This is a genomic window from Vibrio ruber DSM 16370 (assembly GCF_900163965.1).
GTDB lineage: Bacteria > Pseudomonadota > Gammaproteobacteria > Enterobacterales > Vibrionaceae > Vibrio > Vibrio ruber.
Genome location: NZ_FULE01000030.1, coordinates 62,543 through 80,064 on the forward strand (window position 1 = coordinate 62,543; position 17,522 = coordinate 80,064).

Genomic DNA, 17,522 nt, shown 5'->3' on the forward strand with positions numbered 1-17,522 from the left:
CAAGATTGAGCGAGCAAGTGCCAACATGGATCACACATAATGAATCTATATAACATCATATTTCATCAATATGTGACATACATCTTCAATGGGTACAAAAAAAGCCTGCGAAATTACATTTCGAGGCTTATTGAAACAAGCATTGCTCATTCGACAGGCTGAATCATACCTGACGTTTAAAGCAGCTATGCAGATTTTTATTAATCGCTTTCAGTACAGCCCGCCGATTAATTACACCGACTAACCGACCATCCTCAACCACTGGGTAAGTCGAGCGGCCATCACGCATATAACCTGCTAACTCAATAATCGGCAAATCCGGACCGATGGTATCAACGACTTGTGTCATGCAGTCGCCCACCATATGAGAGTCCTGACAGAAATAACTGACCTTCACCAGTTTATCGAGTAAATCCTGCTCCGACAAAAAACCAATCACTCGACCATGATCATCGATAACCGGGCCACTAAAAAAATCATTAAACTCAACGACTCTTTCCAATGCGGCAGATAATGACATATCAGCTTTGAAGGTAATCGAATGCTGCGTCATATAATGTCTAACTTTGAGTGATTCCATCGTTCTCTCCTTCGAGCCTTTTATCTGTGGCCTTTAAGGTAAGTGTTGACTAATTTCAGCTAATTGCTAAATAGAATCACTCAATTTCATTCATCATTGTTAACAGAGAAACAAAAAATATACAGAGAAAGATAAAATGAGTTGAATTAGGAGTTAAATCACAATAATCATTGGAAATTATTGCCATTTCTCGGCAGCGGCGCGATCCGATTCCCGGCTGTCTAACCAACGTTCTCCGCTATGAGTTGTTTCTTTTTTCCAGAAGGGTGCCTGAGTTTTCAGTGTGTCCATAATAAAAGCACTGGCAGCAAATGCTGCATCGCGATGGTGACTACTTACACCGACAAAAACAATTTGTTCACCAATCGCCAAATCTCCAATCCGGTGAATCACCCGAACGTCAAGTAAAGGCCAGCGTTGCAGTGCTTGCTCACATATCGTATTCAGCGCTTTTTCTGTCATTCCCGGATAGTGTTCGAGATGTAATCCTGTCACCTGACTACCCAGATTCATATCGCGAACTTTTCCGACAAACGTCACAACAGCACCAGCATCATCTCCCTGAGACAGCGCCTGATATTCAGCTTCAACACAAAAATCGCTGTGTTGAACAGCAACAGAGTATCCCATCTCAGCCTCCTGTCACCGGCGGAAAAAACGCAATTTCATCACCGTCATGGATCTCGCTATCCAAAGCAACAATGGTTTGGTTGACCGCGGCCAACAAGCGATCGGAATCCATTGCCAAAGCCCACTTTTCCGAGCGCTTGGCCAAATCGCCCCGCAACTCATCAAGGGTTGCAAATGTACACGGTAATTCAAGATCCGCCTGCCCGACGAGCTCCCGGGTCTGGGCAAAAAATAACACCTTAATCATGATTCCACCTTAAAATGCCCTGATTTGCCTCCGGACTTTTCCAGTAATCGCACCGGGCCAATCACCATATCCTTCTGAACAGCCTTGCACATATCGTAAACCGTCAGTGCAGCGACAGATGCAGCCGTCAAAGCTTCCATCTCTACCCCGGTTTTTCCCCTCAGACGACACAAAGATTCGATTCTGACACACGATTCAGCCTCGATGGCTTCTAAACGAACTTCCGCTTTCGATAACAACAGCGGATGGCAAAGTGGGATCAGCTCCCAAGTTCGCTTCGCGGCTTGAATCCCGGCAATACGGGCTGTCGCAAAAACATCGCCTTTATGGTGCTGACCGGAAATTATCAATCGCAATGTCTCTTCTGCCATGTAGACCAACGCTTCAGCCCGAGCTTCACGAACAGAATCGTCTTTTGCGGAAACATCAACCATATTGGCTTCACCATCAGCATTAATATGAGTGAGTTGACTCATGTTTAACTCCAATACAGCTTATAAATGAGGCATAAAATTGCATGGTCGGTGTGATGCATCCAACTGCTGGCAAATAATTTTTGTCCATGCAGTCTTACAGGCTCCCGTTGAACCCGGCATCGCAAAAATAACCGTATGGTTGGCAAAACCGGCAATGGCCCGCGATTGAATGGTCGAGGTACCTATCTCTTCATAAGAAACCATTCGGAATAACTCACCGAATCCTTCAACTTGTTTATCAAACAGTGGTATCAGTGCTTCTGGCGTACTGTCTCGTGAGGTAAAGCCTGTCCCGCCGGTAATCAACACTGCCTGAACATTTTCATCAGCAATCCACTGTGACACAATCGCCCGAATTTTATAGCGATCATCAACCACAATCTGTTTATCCACGAGCTGGTGCCCGACTTGCTGAAGCTGTTCAGCCAGATAGCCACCGGATGTATCATTTTCTTCCGTTCTGGTATCAGAAACGGTTAAGACCGCAATCTTTGCCGGTCTGAATTCAGTTTGTGCATGTCCCATAAAGATTTACCTATTTTGATCATTGATGAGAATCGACATGGTTTGTCGTGCGGACTAACCGCCAATCGAAGCTAAGTGAGGTGTCATGCCTGAATGGCCATCATGTAAGAAATGGCTCACGGCTTTTTCTCCCAAAGCCTGCTGAATCCGCTCAATCAGAGCAGTCTGCTGTTCGTCTTGCTGCAGTAAATCGCGCAGTCCAACCCCAGATTCGCCAAACAGACACAGATGCAGCTTCCCTTTCGCAGAAACGCGAAGACGGTTACAGCTCGCACAGAAATTTTTTTCATACGGCATGATGAAGCCAAGTTCTCCCTGATAATCGGGATGCGCCAATACTTTCGCCGGGCCGTCATGACAAGCACGGACTTTCGGGATCCACCCTTGGCCGAGTAGCTGCTGATAAACCGCCTGACCCGAAACATGATGCCGGTAGAAAAAGTCATCCATTGTGCCGGTCTGCATCAATTCAATAAAACGCAGTTGAATCGGCAGATCACGGATCCAATCAAGAAATGCAGGCAACTGGCGGTCATTCAGCCCCTTCAGTAGTACAACATTTACTTTGATTTGAGAAAAACCGACGGCCAATGCTTGTTCAATACCATCCATGACCTGCCGGTATTTATTTTCACCGGTAATCTGATGGAACATTCTCGGATCGAGACTATCAACACTGACATTGATATTGGTTAGACCGGCCTGATGCCATTCCGCGGCTGATTTTGCCAGACGAAAGCCATTGGTGGTCATCGCCACTCGATCAATACCGGGTGTTGAAGAGACAAGATGAACGATATCGGAAAAATCCCGACGTAGCGTCGGCTCACCACCGGTCAGCCGAACTTTGGAGGTTCCGCAACTTGCGAATGCGGTGACAACCCGCTGAATCTCCGGTTGTGATAAAAACTGAGGACGCTGAGTCTCAGTCTGATATCCATCCGGTAAACAGTAGGTACATTTAAAATTGCATACGTCCGTCAACGACAGACGTAAATAATAGAATTTACGCTGAAAGTTATCTTCAAATTGAGCCATGGAACACCTTTCCAAACACGGGAGGCAAGATCATTTCCAATCCCACCCTCGGGTCATCAACATCGACCACAGGTTTGACAAGCCTATTCCACTCGGAACTTAGCCCGTCAAACTCGGAGCTATGGCAACTATGAGACATATGTCATCACAATTAACACGTTTTTCAGTTTACAAATTTTTTTGAACAGATCCTACTTCCTTATCAAAAAATTTGAGTATTCCCGCTAAATTTTCACAGAAGAAGTATTCTAGATCAAAAAATTCAACTACGATTAGCCGTGATTGATTTATAGATAATGACAACAATGAATTCTTATCAGCAAAAACTTTATCAAGAGAAAAAGGTGGTTGCGATTGGCGGGGGACACGGGCTCGGACGTGTTTTGGCTGCCATTCGTGATTTTGGTTCAAATGCAACGGGTATTATTGCAACCACAGACAATGGCGGTTCAACAGGACGTATTCGTCACTGTCAGGGCGGAATTGCATGGGGTGATACTCGTAACTGTATTAATCAGTTGATTACCGAACCCTCGACCGCTTCAATGATGTTCGAATACCGATTCAAGGGACAAGGTGAACTTGATGGCCATAATCTAGGTAATCTGATGCTAACCGCTTTAGGTAGCTTATCTGTCCGGCCACTTGAAGCGATTAATTTGATTCGAACCCTGCTGAATGTATCGATCAATATTCTGCCGATGTCAGAACACCCTGCCGATCTCTCCGCTCATGCTATTGATGGCAGAGTGGTCACGGGAGAAACGAATGTCGATGAAATGACCGAAGAATTGGTGCGACTAGAGCTGTCTCCACAAGTACCGGCAACCCATGAAGCGATTGAGGCAATTACTCAGGCAGATGCGATTTTGCTTGGTCCCGGTAGTTTTTTGACCAGTATCATGCCACCGTTATTACTCCCTGAATTGGGTAAAGCGATTGCGAAAAACCGTCGGGCTATCCTTATTTATATTGATAACCTTGCCCCGGAATATGGGCCTGCACAGAAAATGGATCTCAACCGAAAACTCATCTGGTGCCAACGGGCTTGTGGCGGCAGGTTGGTTGACCTGATCTTGTGTGAAACCCCACCGGACAAATACCCGGCAGACTGTCGGATGATTACACGCAACCTCGCCTCTCCGGATAAAGGATGGCGTCACGAACGAGAAAAGCTAAGACAAGTGATTGAAGAGCAACTTATCAACGAGCTGTATAAAAATAATGATAGAGTGCAACGATGAGCTGTCACGCTCATCGTTGCTGATTTGAATGGTTAAGGTTCATGCTGAACCAAGGTCATATAAGAGGTATAAGTCTCACGGAGCTGTTTGAGCAGAGTCTGTGTTTCCTGCTTCGGATTAAGTAGTAATCCTTGCTTCCCTCGGGTATCGATATCAATCGCCATCGCGCATAAACGATCAGCGCCAAAACTCGCAGCACTACTTTTTAATGCATGGCTGATCTCTTTCAGCAGCTCATGCTGTTCTGAGCCTTCACTTGCCGATAACGTCGCCTGATAGTTTTCCAATTCACCGAGAAAAATATCCAGTAACACGGGAATATTTTCCTCTCCTATTTCACTTGACAATGACGAAATCGTATCTCGATTCATGATTTCACTCATATCTATGCGTTCTCTTCTGCATTCCAAGATTGTAATTTACGATAAATGGTTGAAGGGCTTACTTCTAAATAGCCAGCTGCTTTCGGGATATTGCCTTCACATGCATCAATCGCATTTTCGATCGCCATTTTTTCCGTCATCCATAGGGGAAATATTTCATGGACTGAAGGTTTCCGATCTTCCATCATCGGTTGAACCAAACGAAGATAGCTTTCTTTCGGCTGATTCAACGGCGGTGGTAACATGCTCAGCGTGATTTCTTTACCCTGATTCAATACAACCACATTACGTAAAACGTTTTGTAACTGACGAACATTGCCCGGCCACTCGTACTGTCTGAACCGTTCCACAACTTCAGCAGCAAGACGAACAAAATCTTTCTCTTCTTCTTTGGACATATATCCGAGTAAAGAGTAAGCGATTTCAATGACATCATCACCCCGTTCCCGAAGTGGCGGCAAATGAAGTGGGATAACATATAAACGATAGTACAAATCTTCCCGGAAACGTCCTTCCTGAACTTCTTTCCACGGATCACGGTTTGTTGCACACACAAAGCGAACATCAACACTTTTCATTTTTGATGAACCGACTTTCTGGAATGTACCTGTTTGGATAAAGCGCAATAATTTCGTCTGTAAGTCCAAATCCATCTCACAGAGTTCATCCAGAAATAGCGTCCCGCCATCAGCAAGCTCGGCAGCACCCTGCCGATCAGTCGCGGCCCCCGTAAAAGCACCTTTGACATGACCGAACAGCTCACTTTCAATCAGATCTTTCGGAATCGCGGCACAGTTAATGGCAATGAACGGTTTATCACCTCGTCGGCTGGCAGCATGAATGGCTTCAGCACACACCTCTTTACCGGTGCCACTTTCTCCGGTAATAAAGATACTGGCTTTACTCGCTGCCGCAGAGTCAATGGTTCGATAAACAGCCTGCATAGTTTGACTACTGCCGATGAATCCCTGATAGTTTTGGCTGCGCGGATCATCAGAATCACTTTTAATTTTTGAAGCTTTGCGAATTGCATTATTCACCGTGACACGTAATCGGTCAGCTTCGCATGGTTTAATTAAAAAATCCTGAGCACCATAGCGCATGGCTTCGACAGCCGTATCGATTGAGCCGTGAGCTGTCATAAAAATAACGGGAACATCCGGGTATTTCCGTTTCACCTCGTGTAAAACATCCATCCCTGTCATATCCGGAAGACGTAAATCAAGCAGTATCAGATCGGGTTCTCTTTTTTCAAGACTCTCCAATGCCTCTTTCCCGGTACCGACAATATTGATGTCAATATCCAGAGGCTCAAGGTAGGTTCGATACAGCACGGCAACCGAGGCTGTATCTTCAACCATCAGCAGATATCTACTTTTTTGTGGTAACTGTTCAGATTGCATAACTTAGCCAATTTAAATTGCATTTTGCACAATGATCGCATTGAGAATTGCATATTGCAATTATTTTTTCAAAAAACCTTGAAACAACCTCTCAAAACAAGCATTTCAGCACTCTATAGTTGGCATAGTATATGCTTATAGTATATTCGACCCATCATGGGTCACCTAGCCAACTGACGTTGTTAGTGAATAAAGTTATTCACATTCTGACGGCCAATAGATTATATTTCTATTGGCTATTTTTTTATCTATACATCTATCTTAGCTGTTGATGATAAATTGTTCGCGAAGTTTCTCGATTTCATCTCGTTTTTGCGCTGCCTGTTCAAACTCAAGGTTCTGTGCATATTGGTACATCTGTGCTTCCAGCTTACTAATCTCTTTTTCGAGCTGTTGCGGCGTGAGAGAACCATATTCACTATCAGGCTCGGCAACTTGAGACAATGGTCGCTGTGGTACCTTACGCTTCTGTTTTGATTTGGTGATATCTCCGATTTCCAGAATATCTTTAACATCTTTGCGCAATGCTTGCGGCTCAAGCCCCATCTCTTCATTATAGCGCTGCTGTTTTTCACGGCGACGATTGGTTTCATCAATTGCCCGTTGCATCGAGCCGGTGATACGGTCAGCATACAGAATCGCTTTACCGCGAAGATTCCGGGCCGCACGTCCGATGGTTTGAATCAAAGAGCGTTCAGAACGTAAGAATCCTTCTTTATCTGCATCGAGAATGGCAACCAAAGAAACTTCCGGCATATCCAACCCCTCCCGCAACAAGTTAATTCCCACCAGCACATCAAATTCGCCTAAGCGAAGATCACGAATAATCTCGACCCGTTCAACCGTATCAATATCGGAATGCAGATAACGCACTCTGACGTGATGCTCTTGCAGATATTCGGTTAAATCTTCAGCCATGCGCTTGGTTAACGTCGTGACCAGCACCCTTTCATCCTGGGCGCTGCGCAGACGTATTTCGGATAATAAGTCATCAACCTGCGTGGTAACCGGACGAATTTCCAATTCCGGATCCAATAACCCGGTGGGTCGAACCACCTGCTCGGCGATATCACCGCCAGATTTCTCCACTTCATAAGCACTGGGGGTTGCAGAGACAAAAATTGTCTGTGGTGCTAATGCTTCAAACTCTTCAAATTTTAACGGCCGGTTATCCAAAGCAGAAGGTAAACGAAAACCAAATTCGACCAATGTCTCTTTTCTGGATCGATCGCCTTTATACATCGCGCCGATTTGAGGCACCGTAACATGTGACTCATCAATGATCAGAATGCCGTCATGAGGTAAGTAATCAAATAAGGTCGGTGGCGGCTCGCCTTCATTTCGCCCGCTTAAGTAACGGGAGTAGTTTTCAATACCGGAGCAAAAGCCCAACTCATTCATCATTTCGACATCAAATTGCGTACGTTGGGAAATGCGTTGTTCTTCCAACAGCTTATTATGTTCAATAAAGTAGGCTTGGCGGGTTTTCAACTCGGCTTTGATCTGTTCAATCGCATCAAGAATCCGCTCCCTCGGTGTAACGTAGTGGGTTTTCGGATATACAGTGTAGCGAGGCAAGTCCTTCTGGATGACGGCTCCGGTCAGTGGATCAAACAAACTGATTTGTTCAATTTCATCATCAAACATCTCCACCCGCACCGCTTCACTTTCCGATTCAGCAGGAAAAATATCGATCACTTCACCACGCACCCGAAACTGACCCCGTTCAAAACCGACCTCGTTGCGTGAATACTGTAATTCGGCCAAGCGTCTGAGCATGGCCCGTTGATCAACCACATCTCCCCGACGCAAGTGGAGCATCATTTTTAAATAGGAGTCCGGATCACCCAGTCCATAAATCGCCGAGACAGAGGCAACAATAATGGCATCTTTTCTTTCCAGTAACGCCTTGGTGGCAGATAGTCGCATTTGCTCAATATGGGCATTAACAGACGCATCTTTCTCAATGAATGTATCGGTTGTCGGCACATACGCTTCCGGTTGGTAATAGTCATAATAAGAGACGAAATACTCGACCGCGTTGTGAGGGAAAAACGCTTTCATCTCACCAAACAACTGAGCTGCCAGTGTTTTGTTTGGTGCCAGAACAATCGTCGGACGCTGTGCCTGCGCAATTACATTGGCTAATGTAAATGTTTTTCCCGAGCCGGTCACACCAAGTAATGTTTGATGTGCCAGACCGGCATCCAATCCTTCGAGTAGTTGCTGAATTGCTGCCGGCTGATCTCCGGAAGGTTGATACGCAGAAACCAGTTCAAATGCTTTACTCATCTTTCCCTCTGCATCGTCTCATGAGCCATCATCGGTTCCTTCCACGACAAGAGATGTGGAAAGAAATATCTCTTATTGTCGCTGCCTTCCCAGCGAAGTGGCAAGAAGTTATTTTACAAAACAAATCACACTCTCCTAAAATGATCTGGCTATCTGAAAAATGTTTTGATATATTGCCTACCCTCGCACGAAAACCTATTCTTTTCCTCAAAAAACAATCCACTAGTTTTCCCCAGTTTCGGCACAGAAATTAACATTTCACGCATTTGATTATCATTATCATCACATTTATAAATGCTGTGAATAAATAAAAAAGTCCTTTATTTACAACAACATATTAATCAAATCATCCCAAAAACTAATCTCTATTGACTCAATAAAAATGAGCTCTTCAACTTAATCAACTTTCATCAACACACTTATCCACAAAATTGGTGGATAAGTAAATAAAGCCTTAGAGCCGCAAGGGGTACAAGAAAGTAAAGTATTTTTTCTGCTGTTTTCTGAACTTTTTTTGCCAGACAAATATTGACACATTCAATCAGGGTAAGTACCATCCACCCCGTTTTTATAATTCCCCCTTAGTTCAGTTGGTAGAACGGCGGACTGTTAATCCGTATGTCGCAGGTTCGAGTCCCGCAGGGGGAGCCAAATTCAGAAAAAAGACGCCCTGAGGCGTCTTTTTTGTCTCCAAACCCTGTGATTTCAAATTGACCACACCGAATCACTGAGGCGCACACCAACATTTTTATTGCTTGTCATCAGTCGTCGTTCTGGCTAAGCTGTGTCACTACCTTGAGCACATGCTTATTAAGATTCGATGCTTCCCAAGCGACCACGATTCGGCTGGTCAGTTTAATATCCTCAATACTCGCCACGACAACCGAGTTATCCAGATGCTCAGCCAGTGAATACGGTACAATCGCAATCCCCAGCCCAGCCTGCGCCATCGCAATCATCGTACGCAACTGCGGGGCAGCAAAATGGGGGTCAAGCCGTATACCGGCATCCGCAAAAAGTGTATTCATCCCATCAAACAGAGCGGGACCGGTTTCACGTGGAAACAGTAAAATCTTTTGCTCCCGGAGCTGTTTCATCTGAATACGCTTAAACTGCGCTAATGCATGATCAGTAGGAATCACCGCCACAAACGGATCATCAAACAACAGCCGGCGCTCAAAAGACTCACTGGCATAACAAGGCAAACGCATGATCGCAATATCTAACTGCTTGTTCGTCAATTGCGCTGCCAATTCTGACATCGGCAGTTCAGCCGTTTTCAGGTTAATCTTCTCTTGTTGCAGACGACCCATCCTTTCAAGTACCTGAATACAGGTTGAAGTTGAAGTGGCAAACCCAATCCTGACTTCGGTATGTTCACCACGGGCGATCTGCCTGACTTTCGCTTTTGCCCGTTCCACATCAGCGAGAATATTGACCGCATCAGCATAAAATACTTCTCCGGCCTGAGTCAGTTCTACCCCTCTGGATAAACGTTTAAACAGGTCTACGTCCAGTTCATGCTCCAGCTTTTTAATCTGCTGGCTCAGGGGTGGCTGGGCAATCCCCAATTGTTCAGCCGCCCTGGTAAAATGACGCGTCTGAGCAACAGCAACAAAATACTTGAGGTAACGGAATTCCATATTTTTTCCATATCAAAATAAATCTTTTTTATATTGGATTTAGTACGGTAAAGAAGTCAATCTAAATATACACTTGATTGCACAATGGATTAACTCATGCGCGAATTCTATAACCCTCAGTGTGACTGTTCGCTCGATATAGCAAAAGAATTTGCTGAATATCATCACGTGACCAATGATGGTGAAATTTTTCAGACTTCGTTAATGAGCGCCCTGATTGCCGGCGTTTACGAAGGCTCGACGACCGTAGAACAGTTACTGGAACACGGTGATTTTGGCTTGGGAACATTCAACCAACTCGATGGTGAACTTATCGCATTTGATAAGCACGTTTTTCAGCTCAAGTCGGATGGCTCAGCTAATCCGGCAAATATGACGCAAAGAACGCCTTTTGCGGTAATGACTTTTTTTAAAGCAGATATTGAGCTCCCACTGACATCACGGATGTCACGTGAAGCCGTTCATCAACTGATCGATGACATGATTCCAAGTGACAATGTGTTCTGTGCATTACGTATTGATGGGGTATTCGACTTTGTCCGCACCCGCACGGTGCCCAAACAAAACCGCCCCTACCGCCCCATGCTTGAGGTTGTCAAAGAACAACCCACCTTCCGTTTCACACAAAAACAAGGCGTTATTGCCGGATTTCGCAGCCCCAAATACACCACTGGTATTAATGTTCCCGGCTATCACGAACATTTCATTACCGATGACCGTCAAGGCGGCGGCCATATTCAGGATTATCGTATTTCATCCGGATTCCTCCAGATTGGCAAAGTGTCGCGGCTGGTGATCGATACACCGGCTTCTACAGAGTTTCTCAATGCGAATCTGGCTCCGGAAGATATTCGTACCGCCATCGAAAAGGCGGAAAAATAACAATGTCAGGCAAAATAATAAGGACAAAAAAATGCAATCCAAACCTTCAACCAAAAACGGGGCTCAGTTGATTGCTCAACAACTGGAGTCGCTCGGTATCCAATATATTTTCGGTATTCCCGGAGCTAAAATCGATCAGTTGTTTGATGCAATTGAAGACACTCGCATTCAGATGATTCCGGTTCGTCACGAAGCCAACGGAGCGTTTATGGCCGGTGTCGTCGGTCGGCTAACCGGCAAAGCCGGTGTCACCATGGTTACCTCCGGTCCCGGCTGCGGCAACCTGGTATCCGGTGTCGCTACCGCAAATTCAGAGGGAGATCCACTGATTGCCATCGGTGGCGCGGTCAAACGAGCCGACCAGCAGAAGCAGACCCACCAAAGTATGGATACGGTCAGTATTTTTCGTTCGATCACGAAGTTCAGTGCCGAAGTTCAACATGTCGATGCTGCCAGTGAAATTGTCGCCAATGCATTTCGTATTGCCGAGTCAGGCCGCCCGGGGGCTTGTTTCCTCAGTCTGCCTCAGGATGTTTTGTCCGAACAGACGCAGACTGACATCATTGTTCCTTCCGGGCGCATTCAACCCGGTTGTGCTGACTTGACTGCGATTGAAGAGGCCGTTCACCGAATCAGTGCCGCCCAACGCTGTGTGGTTTTACTCGGCCTGCATGCCAGCCGTAGCGAAAACGCAGCTGCGATTACTCGCTTTTTGCAAAAAACGCATTTACCGGTTGTCGGGACCTATCAGGCAGCGGGAACCGTTGATATTAACTACTACCACAACTTTGCCGGTCGGGTCGGTTTATTCAACAATCAACCCGGTGACGTACTGCTACGAGATTCGGATCTGATCCTCACCATCGGTTTTAGTCCGATTGAATATGATCCCGAGTTATGGAACAGTCAACGCTGTCCGGTCGTTCATCTCGACATTGAGCCGGCCGAGTATCAGCTCAACTATCAGCCATGCGTGGAAATCGTCGGTGACATCGCCCAGTCATTGGATCAGATGAGACATCGCATCTCTGGTTATTCCCGCCTATCTCCGATGGCAATGTCAGTTTTGGAAGAGGTCGCTCAGCAACGCCAGATCATCAGAACTTACCCCAATGTATCCACCCAAAAGGGCTTCCATCCACTGACATTGATCAAAGCAATGCAATCGATCATTGCACCGGATACGACACTCTGTCTCGACATGGGCAGTTTCCATATCTGGATTGCCCGGTACCTGAGCTGTTTCCGTGCGCGTCAGATGCTCGTCTCCAACGGACAACAAACTATGGGAGTCGCTCTGCCATGGGCAATCGGTGCAAGTCTGCTCAAACCCGGCAGTAAAGTGGTTTCCGTTTCCGGAGACGGTGGCTTCATGCAATCGAGTATGGAACTGGAAACAGCCGTCAGACTAAAATGCAACATCCTTCATATCGTATGGGTCGACAACGCCTATAATATGGTTGAAATGCAGGAAATGAAAAAATATCAGCGCTTCTCTGGTGTGAAATTCGGCCCGATCGATTTCAAAGCGTATGCCGAATCATTCGGTGCCAAAGGGTTCGCAGTGACCAGTCAATATGAACTGGCTGATACCCTGAAAAAAGCCATGGACGTTGAAGGCCCATCAGTTGTAGCCATCCCTGTCGATTACAGCGACAACTACAAACTGATGTTGCCACGCACAGAAAAGAATCAGGATCCCATTTTTATTCACCATCATGAAGGAGAACTCGTATGAGAGGCTTAAACAACAAAGTTGCCTTGGTCACAGGAGCCGCCAATGGGATTGGTCTGGCAATTGCAAAGCGCCTCTACGCCGAAGGGGTAAACATTGCCTTAGCGGACTGGAATGAAGAACAACTTGCTAAAGCGATTGAAGATTTTGATAAGCAACGCGTCTCTGCTCACACCATTGATGTGTCCAACCCAGATAAAGTGGAAGCGTTGATTGCCAGCGTTGTCGCTCGTTTCGGAAAACTGGACATTCTGGTTAACAATGCCGGTGTGCATATCCCGGGAACCGTCATTGAAGGCAGTGTCGATGACTGGAAGAAGATTTCTTCGGTTAATATTGACGGTGTCGTTTATTGCGCCAAGTTTGCCCTACCCGAATTGCTGAAAACCAAAGGCTGTATCGTCAATACCGCCTCCGTTTCCGGTTTAGGCGGTGACTGGGGCGCGGCATTCTACTGTGCCAGCAAAGGTGCAGTCGTAAACCTGACCCGAGCAATGGCACTGGACCACGGTGCTGAGGGTGTGCGCATCAATGCTGTCTGCCCGAGCCTGGTCAAAACCAACATGACCAACGGATGGGCACAGGACATTCGCGATAAATTTAATGAGCGCATTGCGTTGGGCCGTGCTGCAGAACCGGAAGAAATTGCCTCAGTGGTTACTTTTCTGGCAAGCGACGACGCCTCTTTCATTAATGGTGTAAACCTACCGGTAGACGGTGGTGCTACCGCATCAGACGGGCAGCCTAAAATCGTGTAAACATAAAACCGGCAGTTCAGTGAGAGTCGCCCCGAGAGAATGTTACGCCTCAAACTGAACTGTCGCTTCTCACTCTTATCCGCGCAGCCCCACTTTTTCTTGCCCGATACGACGAACGTCGTCAAGATATCCCCTTTAGCTGTACGGGTTGTTCAGGTCTCTTCCCCCTTTGTAATCCCCTGTTCCGGAAAAAACACACAGAATGTACAACACGATGACAAAAATGCCGGGCAGCCGAAAAACCATAGACTTCCTTGGTTGTTATTCAGCATATAAAACTGGATAATAAGAGGCTCATTAGAATCACAAGCGGCAAATTATGACCGAATACCTTTTGTTGCTCATTGGCACTGTACTGGTAAATAACTTCGTACTGGTTAAATTTTTGGGGTTATGCCCGTTTATGGGCGTATCAAAGAAACTGGAAACGGCAATCGGCATGGGCCTGGCCACCACCTTTGTGTTAACTCTGGCATCAGTCTGTTCCTATCTGGTCGAGAGCTATATTCTTACACCTTTGGGCATTGATTACCTCCGTACAATGAGTTTCATTCTGGTGATTGCAGTCGTTGTTCAGTTCACCGAATTGGTTGTGCATAAAACCAGCCCGACACTTTATCGTCTGTTAGGTATCTTTTTACCTTTGATTACGACGAACTGTGCGGTACTTGGGGTAGCGCTGCTCAACATCAACGAAAATCATAACTTTATCGAATCAGTCATTTACGGATTCGGTGCTGCGGTCGGCTTCTCTCTGGTCTTGATTCTGTTCGCGTCAATGCGTGAACGGATCAATGTCTCCGATGTCCCGGCTCCATTTAAAGGGGCATCCATCGCAATGATTACCGCAGGACTGATGTCGCTTGCATTCATGGGCTTTACTGGACTGGTTAAACTGTAATGAACGTCATTTTCATTGCCATGATTGCACTGGCTGTGCTCGCTGCAATTTTTGGCGCAATTCTTGGTTATGCATCGATCCGCTTTAAAGTGGAAAGCGATCCGATCGTTGATCAAATTGATTCGATTTTACCGCAGACCCAGTGTGGTCAGTGTGGGTATCCGGGCTGTCGTCCATACGCAGAAGCAATAGCCAACGGTGATGACATCAATAAATGCCCTCCCGGTGGTCAGGCGACGATCGAGAAACTCGCTGACTTGATGGGCGTGGATGTTCCTGAACCTGCCCATGACTTGAGCGATGAAGTCAAACGGGTTGCTTTCATTCATGAAGAAATGTGTATCGGTTGTACCAAATGTATTCAGGCCTGCCCGGTAGATGCGATTGTCGGTGGCACCAAAGCCCTCCATACCGTGATCAAAGACGAATGTACCGGCTGTGATCTTTGCGTGGCACCTTGCCCGACAGATTGTATCGAAATGGTTCCTGTTCAACCGACGCCTGAAACATGGAAATGGCAAATGAACGCAATTCCAGTCGTCAATGTGACCGAAACCAATGAGACTGATGCTTCCTTATCTAACCATAATCACAACTAGGGGCTGATATGCTGTCATTAATCGAACAAATTAAATCAGGCCGGTTATGGGATTTCCCGGGGGGAGTTCATCCACCGGAAAACAAACATCAATCCAACCAAACGCCCCCAGCCGCTGCAACGCTCCCGGAAGAATTGGTGATTCCCCTGAAACAGCATATCGGTAAGCCGGGCGACTTACTGGTATCCGTCGGTGATAGCGTCTTAAAAGGGCAGCCCCTGACCCAATCAATGTCCGTATTTCATCTGCCGGTACATGCACCGACTTCCGGCACTATTACAGCGATCGAACCCCGGACAACAGCCCACCCTTCCGGCTTACCGGAACTTGCGGTCGTCATTCAACCGGACGGTCAAGAGACATGGTACCAACATTCTGCCAATCCTGATTATCGTTCACAGGCTCCGGAAGCTTTGATCGATATGATTCGTCAGGCCGGTATCTCTGGGATGGGAGGCGCCGGTTTCCCGACTGCCAAAAAAATACTGTCGGGGCTGGCCCGGACGGAAATCTTAATCATTAATGCCGCAGAATGTGAACCTTATATCACCGCAGATGATGTGCTGATGCAGCACTACGCACATGACATTATTCAGGGAATTGAGATTCTCGCTCACATTTTGTCGCCGAAACTCATTATTATCGGGATTGAGGATAATAAACCGGAAGCTATTCGCGCGCTTGAAGCCGCAGCAACCGACAAAAATATTGTAATCCGGGTTATCCCGACCAAATACCCATCCGGTGGGGAAAAGCAGCTCATCAAGATCCTGACGAATCTTGAAGTTCCGGCAGAGAAACTGCCGGCCGATATCGGGCTGATGGTACAAAATATTGGCTCAGTGTATGCGATTCAGCGTGCGATTATTCACGGAGAGCCTATGATTCAGCGACTCGTAACGCTGACAGGTGCCACATTTGAACAACCGCGGAATATCTGGGCACTGGTTGGTACACCAGTTCGACATCTGCTGGAAACATACCATTATCATCCTGATAAACGGTTACCTCGCCTGATTATGGGCGGACCGATGATGGGCTTTACGCTCCCGCATGCCGATGTGCCGATTACCAAGACAACCAACTGTATTCTTGCGCCGAGCCGGAAGGAAATTTCGCCGATCCAACAGGAAATAGCTTGTATTCGCTGCGGTCAGTGTGCTGATGTTTGTCCTGCGTCTTTACTTCCGCAACAGCTACAGTGGCACGCAAAAGCTGAAGAGTATGATAAATGCGAGACACTCAACCTTAAAGATTGCATTGAGTGTGGTGCATGTGCTTATGTCTGCCCGAGTGAAATTCCACTTGTTCAATACTATCGGCAGGCCAAAGCGGAGATCAGAACCCGGAGACACGAGGCCGAAGCCGCTGAGCGGGCCAGAATTCGCTTCGAAGAGAAAAAAGCCCGGATGGAACGGGAGAAAGAGGAAAGAGAAAATCGCTTCAAACAAGCCGCGGAAAACCGTCGTCAGGCAATGGTGAAAGAAAATGACGGACAGGATGCTGTCGCAGCTGCGATTGAACGAGTGAAGTCTAAAAATAAACAGGCACAATCCGAGGCTAAACCGGCGGTTGCAGCAGCAATCGCCCGAGCGAAGGCGAAACAAGAAGCAGCTCGTCAATCAGGGGTTGATGAACCGGACAATCGTGAAATGATGAAACTGCGTGAAGAGCGCAAACGCCAAGCCCGGGAACGGAAAGCAGAAAAAGAAGCAGCGTTGACCCAAGACACACCATCAGACTCAGCGCAAGACAATGGTCACTCTCAGAAGGCCGCAGTTGCCGCTGCGGTTGCCCGCGCCAAAGCCAGAAAAGCGCAGCAACAATCTGAGTCACCAGCGGAACAAACCGCTGCCGATACAACAAAAGAAACCCAATCCGCATCGGCTGAGGACACACCTGATCCGAAAAAGGCCGCAGTTGCCGCTGCGGTTGCCCGTGCCAAAGCCAGAAAAGCGCAGCAACAATCTGAGTCGCCAGCGGAACAAACCGCTGCCGATACAACAAAAGAAACCCAATCCGCACCGGCTGAGGACACACCTGATCCGAAAAAGGCCGCAGTTGCCGCTGCGGTTGCCCGTGCCAAAGCCAGAAAAGCGCAGCAACAATCTGAGTCGTCAGCGGAACAAACCGCTGCCGATACAACAAAAGAAACCCAATCCGCACCGGCTGAGGACACACCTGAC

17 protein-coding genes, 1 tRNA gene and 1 riboswitch are annotated in these 17,522 nt (G+C 46.9%); of the genes, 8 read left to right on the plus strand and 10 right to left on the minus strand.

All coding sequences use genetic code 11. From position 1 onward, the window contains the following. Window positions 1-163 precede the first annotated feature (163 nt). The 6 genes from VR7878_RS10755 to moaA all read right to left on the minus strand — a co-directional run bounded on the left by VR7878_RS10755 (window position 164) and on the right by moaA (window position 3,496). A complete protein-coding gene (locus VR7878_RS10755; protein WP_077336050.1) occupies window positions 164-580 on the minus strand; it encodes a CBS domain-containing protein in 417 nt (138 codons plus the stop codon). Window positions 581-757: 177 nt separating this feature from the next. Continuing rightward, complete coding sequence (gene moaE / locus VR7878_RS10760; RefSeq protein WP_077336052.1) at window positions 758-1,210, minus strand: molybdopterin synthase catalytic subunit MoaE; 453 nt, start codon at window positions 1,208-1,210, stop codon at window positions 758-760. A 1-nt stretch (window position 1,211) separates the two neighbouring features. Then, a complete protein-coding gene (moaD, locus tag VR7878_RS10765) occupies window positions 1,212-1,457 on the minus strand; it encodes a molybdopterin synthase sulfur carrier subunit (RefSeq protein ID WP_077336054.1) in 246 nt (81 codons plus the stop codon). Beyond that, window positions 1,454-1,933 carry a cyclic pyranopterin monophosphate synthase MoaC gene (moaC, locus tag VR7878_RS10770; protein ID WP_077336056.1) on the minus strand — a complete coding sequence of 160 codons (480 nt, stop codon included), beginning with the start codon at window positions 1,931-1,933 and terminating at the stop codon, window positions 1,454-1,456. The genes moaD and moaC overlap by 4 nt, the downstream gene beginning before the upstream one ends. An 18-nt stretch (window positions 1,934-1,951) precedes the next feature. Beyond that, window positions 1,952-2,458: a molybdenum cofactor biosynthesis protein B gene (gene moaB, locus VR7878_RS10775; RefSeq protein WP_077336058.1), complete on the minus strand. Its 507-nt coding sequence runs from the start codon at window positions 2,456-2,458 to the stop codon at window positions 1,952-1,954. A 54-nt stretch (window positions 2,459-2,512) separates the two neighbouring features. Further along, window positions 2,513-3,496, minus strand: a complete 984-nt coding sequence (gene moaA / locus VR7878_RS10780) for a GTP 3',8-cyclase MoaA (RefSeq protein WP_077336059.1) — start codon at window positions 3,494-3,496, stop codon at window positions 2,513-2,515. Then, window positions 3,485-3,627: riboswitch (molybdenum cofactor riboswitch) on the minus strand. Its footprint overlaps the gene before it by 12 nt. Window positions 3,628-3,801: 174 nt before the next feature. Here moaA and yvcK point away from each other — a divergent pair. After that, on the plus strand, window positions 3,802-4,740 hold the full coding sequence (gene yvcK, locus VR7878_RS10785; RefSeq protein WP_077336097.1) for a uridine diphosphate-N-acetylglucosamine-binding protein YvcK: 939 nt from the start codon (window positions 3,802-3,804) through the stop codon (window positions 4,738-4,740). A gap of 32 nt (window positions 4,741-4,772) precedes the next feature. On the opposite strand, the gene luxU is transcribed toward yvcK, so the two are convergent. From luxU to uvrB, 3 genes are all read right to left on the minus strand, one after another. After that, the gene (luxU, locus tag VR7878_RS10790) at window positions 4,773-5,123 is read right to left on the minus strand and encodes a quorum-sensing phosphorelay protein LuxU (protein WP_077336061.1); all 351 of its coding nucleotides are present in this window, start codon (window positions 5,121-5,123) and stop codon (window positions 4,773-4,775) included. 2 nt (window positions 5,124-5,125) lie between these two features. Beyond that, a complete protein-coding gene (luxO, locus tag VR7878_RS10795) occupies window positions 5,126-6,526 on the minus strand; it encodes a quorum-sensing sigma-54 dependent transcriptional regulator LuxO (protein ID WP_077336063.1) in 1,401 nt (466 codons plus the stop codon). 261 nt (window positions 6,527-6,787) lie between these two features. Next, window positions 6,788-8,818, minus strand: coding sequence for an excinuclease ABC subunit UvrB (uvrB, locus tag VR7878_RS10800; protein WP_077336065.1), 2,031 nt, complete (start codon window positions 8,816-8,818; stop codon window positions 6,788-6,790). A gap of 575 nt (window positions 8,819-9,393) precedes the next feature. On the opposite strand from uvrB, the gene VR7878_RS10810 reads away from it, so the two are divergent. Next, window positions 9,394-9,469 (plus strand) — tRNA-Asn (locus VR7878_RS10810). Between the two features lie 110 nt (window positions 9,470-9,579). Here VR7878_RS10810 and VR7878_RS10815 read toward each other — a convergent pair. Continuing rightward, window positions 9,580-10,461, minus strand: a complete 882-nt coding sequence (locus VR7878_RS10815) for a LysR family transcriptional regulator (protein ID WP_077336069.1) — start codon at window positions 10,459-10,461, stop codon at window positions 9,580-9,582. Between the two features lie 96 nt (window positions 10,462-10,557). Here VR7878_RS10815 and budA point away from each other — a divergent pair, with 96 nt between their 5' ends. The 6 genes from budA to rsxC form a co-directional block, all read left to right on the plus strand. Beyond that, complete coding sequence (gene budA / locus VR7878_RS10820) at window positions 10,558-11,343, plus strand: acetolactate decarboxylase (RefSeq protein WP_077336071.1); 786 nt, start codon at window positions 10,558-10,560, stop codon at window positions 11,341-11,343. A gap of 31 nt (window positions 11,344-11,374) precedes the next feature. Next, on the plus strand, window positions 11,375-13,081 hold the full coding sequence (alsS, locus tag VR7878_RS10825; protein WP_077336073.1) for an acetolactate synthase AlsS: 1,707 nt from the start codon (window positions 11,375-11,377) through the stop codon (window positions 13,079-13,081). Continuing rightward, window positions 13,078-13,836, plus strand: a complete 759-nt coding sequence (gene budC / locus VR7878_RS10830) for a meso-2,3-butanediol dehydrogenase (RefSeq protein ID WP_077336075.1) — start codon at window positions 13,078-13,080, stop codon at window positions 13,834-13,836. Before alsS ends, budC begins: the two co-directional genes overlap by 4 nt. 319 nt (window positions 13,837-14,155) lie before the next feature. Further along, the gene (rsxA, locus tag VR7878_RS10835; protein ID WP_077336077.1) at window positions 14,156-14,737 is read left to right on the plus strand and encodes an electron transport complex subunit RsxA; all 582 of its coding nucleotides are present in this window, start codon (window positions 14,156-14,158) and stop codon (window positions 14,735-14,737) included. Beyond that, window positions 14,737-15,336, plus strand: coding sequence for an electron transport complex subunit RsxB (gene rsxB, locus VR7878_RS10840; RefSeq protein ID WP_077336079.1), 600 nt, complete (start codon window positions 14,737-14,739; stop codon window positions 15,334-15,336). Before rsxA ends, rsxB begins: the two co-directional genes overlap by 1 nt. Before the next feature lie 8 nt (window positions 15,337-15,344). Further along, the coding region (rsxC, locus tag VR7878_RS10845; protein ID WP_077336081.1) for an electron transport complex subunit RsxC at window positions 15,345-17,522 on the plus strand (2,178 nt) is incomplete at its 3' end.

Excerpts from the sequence above, each read along its gene's own strand:
- rsxB (WP_077336079.1), top strand. The coding sequence starts at position 14,737 with ATGAACGTCATTTTCATTGCCATGATTGCACTGGCTGTGCTCGCTGCA.
- moaE (WP_077336052.1), bottom strand. The coding sequence starts at position 1,210 with ATGGGATACTCTGTTGCTGTTCAACACAGCGATTTTTGTGTTGAAGCT.
- luxO (WP_077336063.1), bottom strand. The coding sequence starts at position 6,526 with ATGCAATCTGAACAGTTACCACAAAAAAGTAGATATCTGCTGATGGTT.
- moaA (WP_077336059.1), bottom strand. The coding sequence starts at position 3,496 with ATGGCTCAATTTGAAGATAACTTTCAGCGTAAATTCTATTATTTACGT.
- yvcK (WP_077336097.1), top strand. The coding sequence starts at position 3,802 with ATGAATTCTTATCAGCAAAAACTTTATCAAGAGAAAAAGGTGGTTGCG.
- luxU (WP_077336061.1), bottom strand. The coding sequence starts at position 5,123 with ATGAGTGAAATCATGAATCGAGATACGATTTCGTCATTGTCAAGTGAA.
- uvrB (WP_077336065.1), bottom strand. The coding sequence starts at position 8,818 with ATGAGTAAAGCATTTGAACTGGTTTCTGCGTATCAACCTTCCGGAGAT.
- rsxA (WP_077336077.1), top strand. The coding sequence starts at position 14,156 with ATGACCGAATACCTTTTGTTGCTCATTGGCACTGTACTGGTAAATAAC.
- moaC (WP_077336056.1), bottom strand. The coding sequence starts at position 1,933 with ATGAGTCAACTCACTCATATTAATGCTGATGGTGAAGCCAATATGGTT.
- alsS (WP_077336073.1), top strand. The coding sequence starts at position 11,375 with ATGCAATCCAAACCTTCAACCAAAAACGGGGCTCAGTTGATTGCTCAA.
- VR7878_RS10815 (WP_077336069.1), bottom strand. The coding sequence starts at position 10,461 with ATGGAATTCCGTTACCTCAAGTATTTTGTTGCTGTTGCTCAGACGCGT.
- budC (WP_077336075.1), top strand. The coding sequence starts at position 13,078 with ATGAGAGGCTTAAACAACAAAGTTGCCTTGGTCACAGGAGCCGCCAAT.
- budA (WP_077336071.1), top strand. The coding sequence starts at position 10,558 with ATGCGCGAATTCTATAACCCTCAGTGTGACTGTTCGCTCGATATAGCA.
- moaB (WP_077336058.1), bottom strand. The coding sequence starts at position 2,458 with ATGGGACATGCACAAACTGAATTCAGACCGGCAAAGATTGCGGTCTTA.
- moaD (WP_077336054.1), bottom strand. The coding sequence starts at position 1,457 with ATGATTAAGGTGTTATTTTTTGCCCAGACCCGGGAGCTCGTCGGGCAG.
- VR7878_RS10755 (WP_077336050.1), bottom strand. The coding sequence starts at position 580 with ATGGAATCACTCAAAGTTAGACATTATATGACGCAGCATTCGATTACC.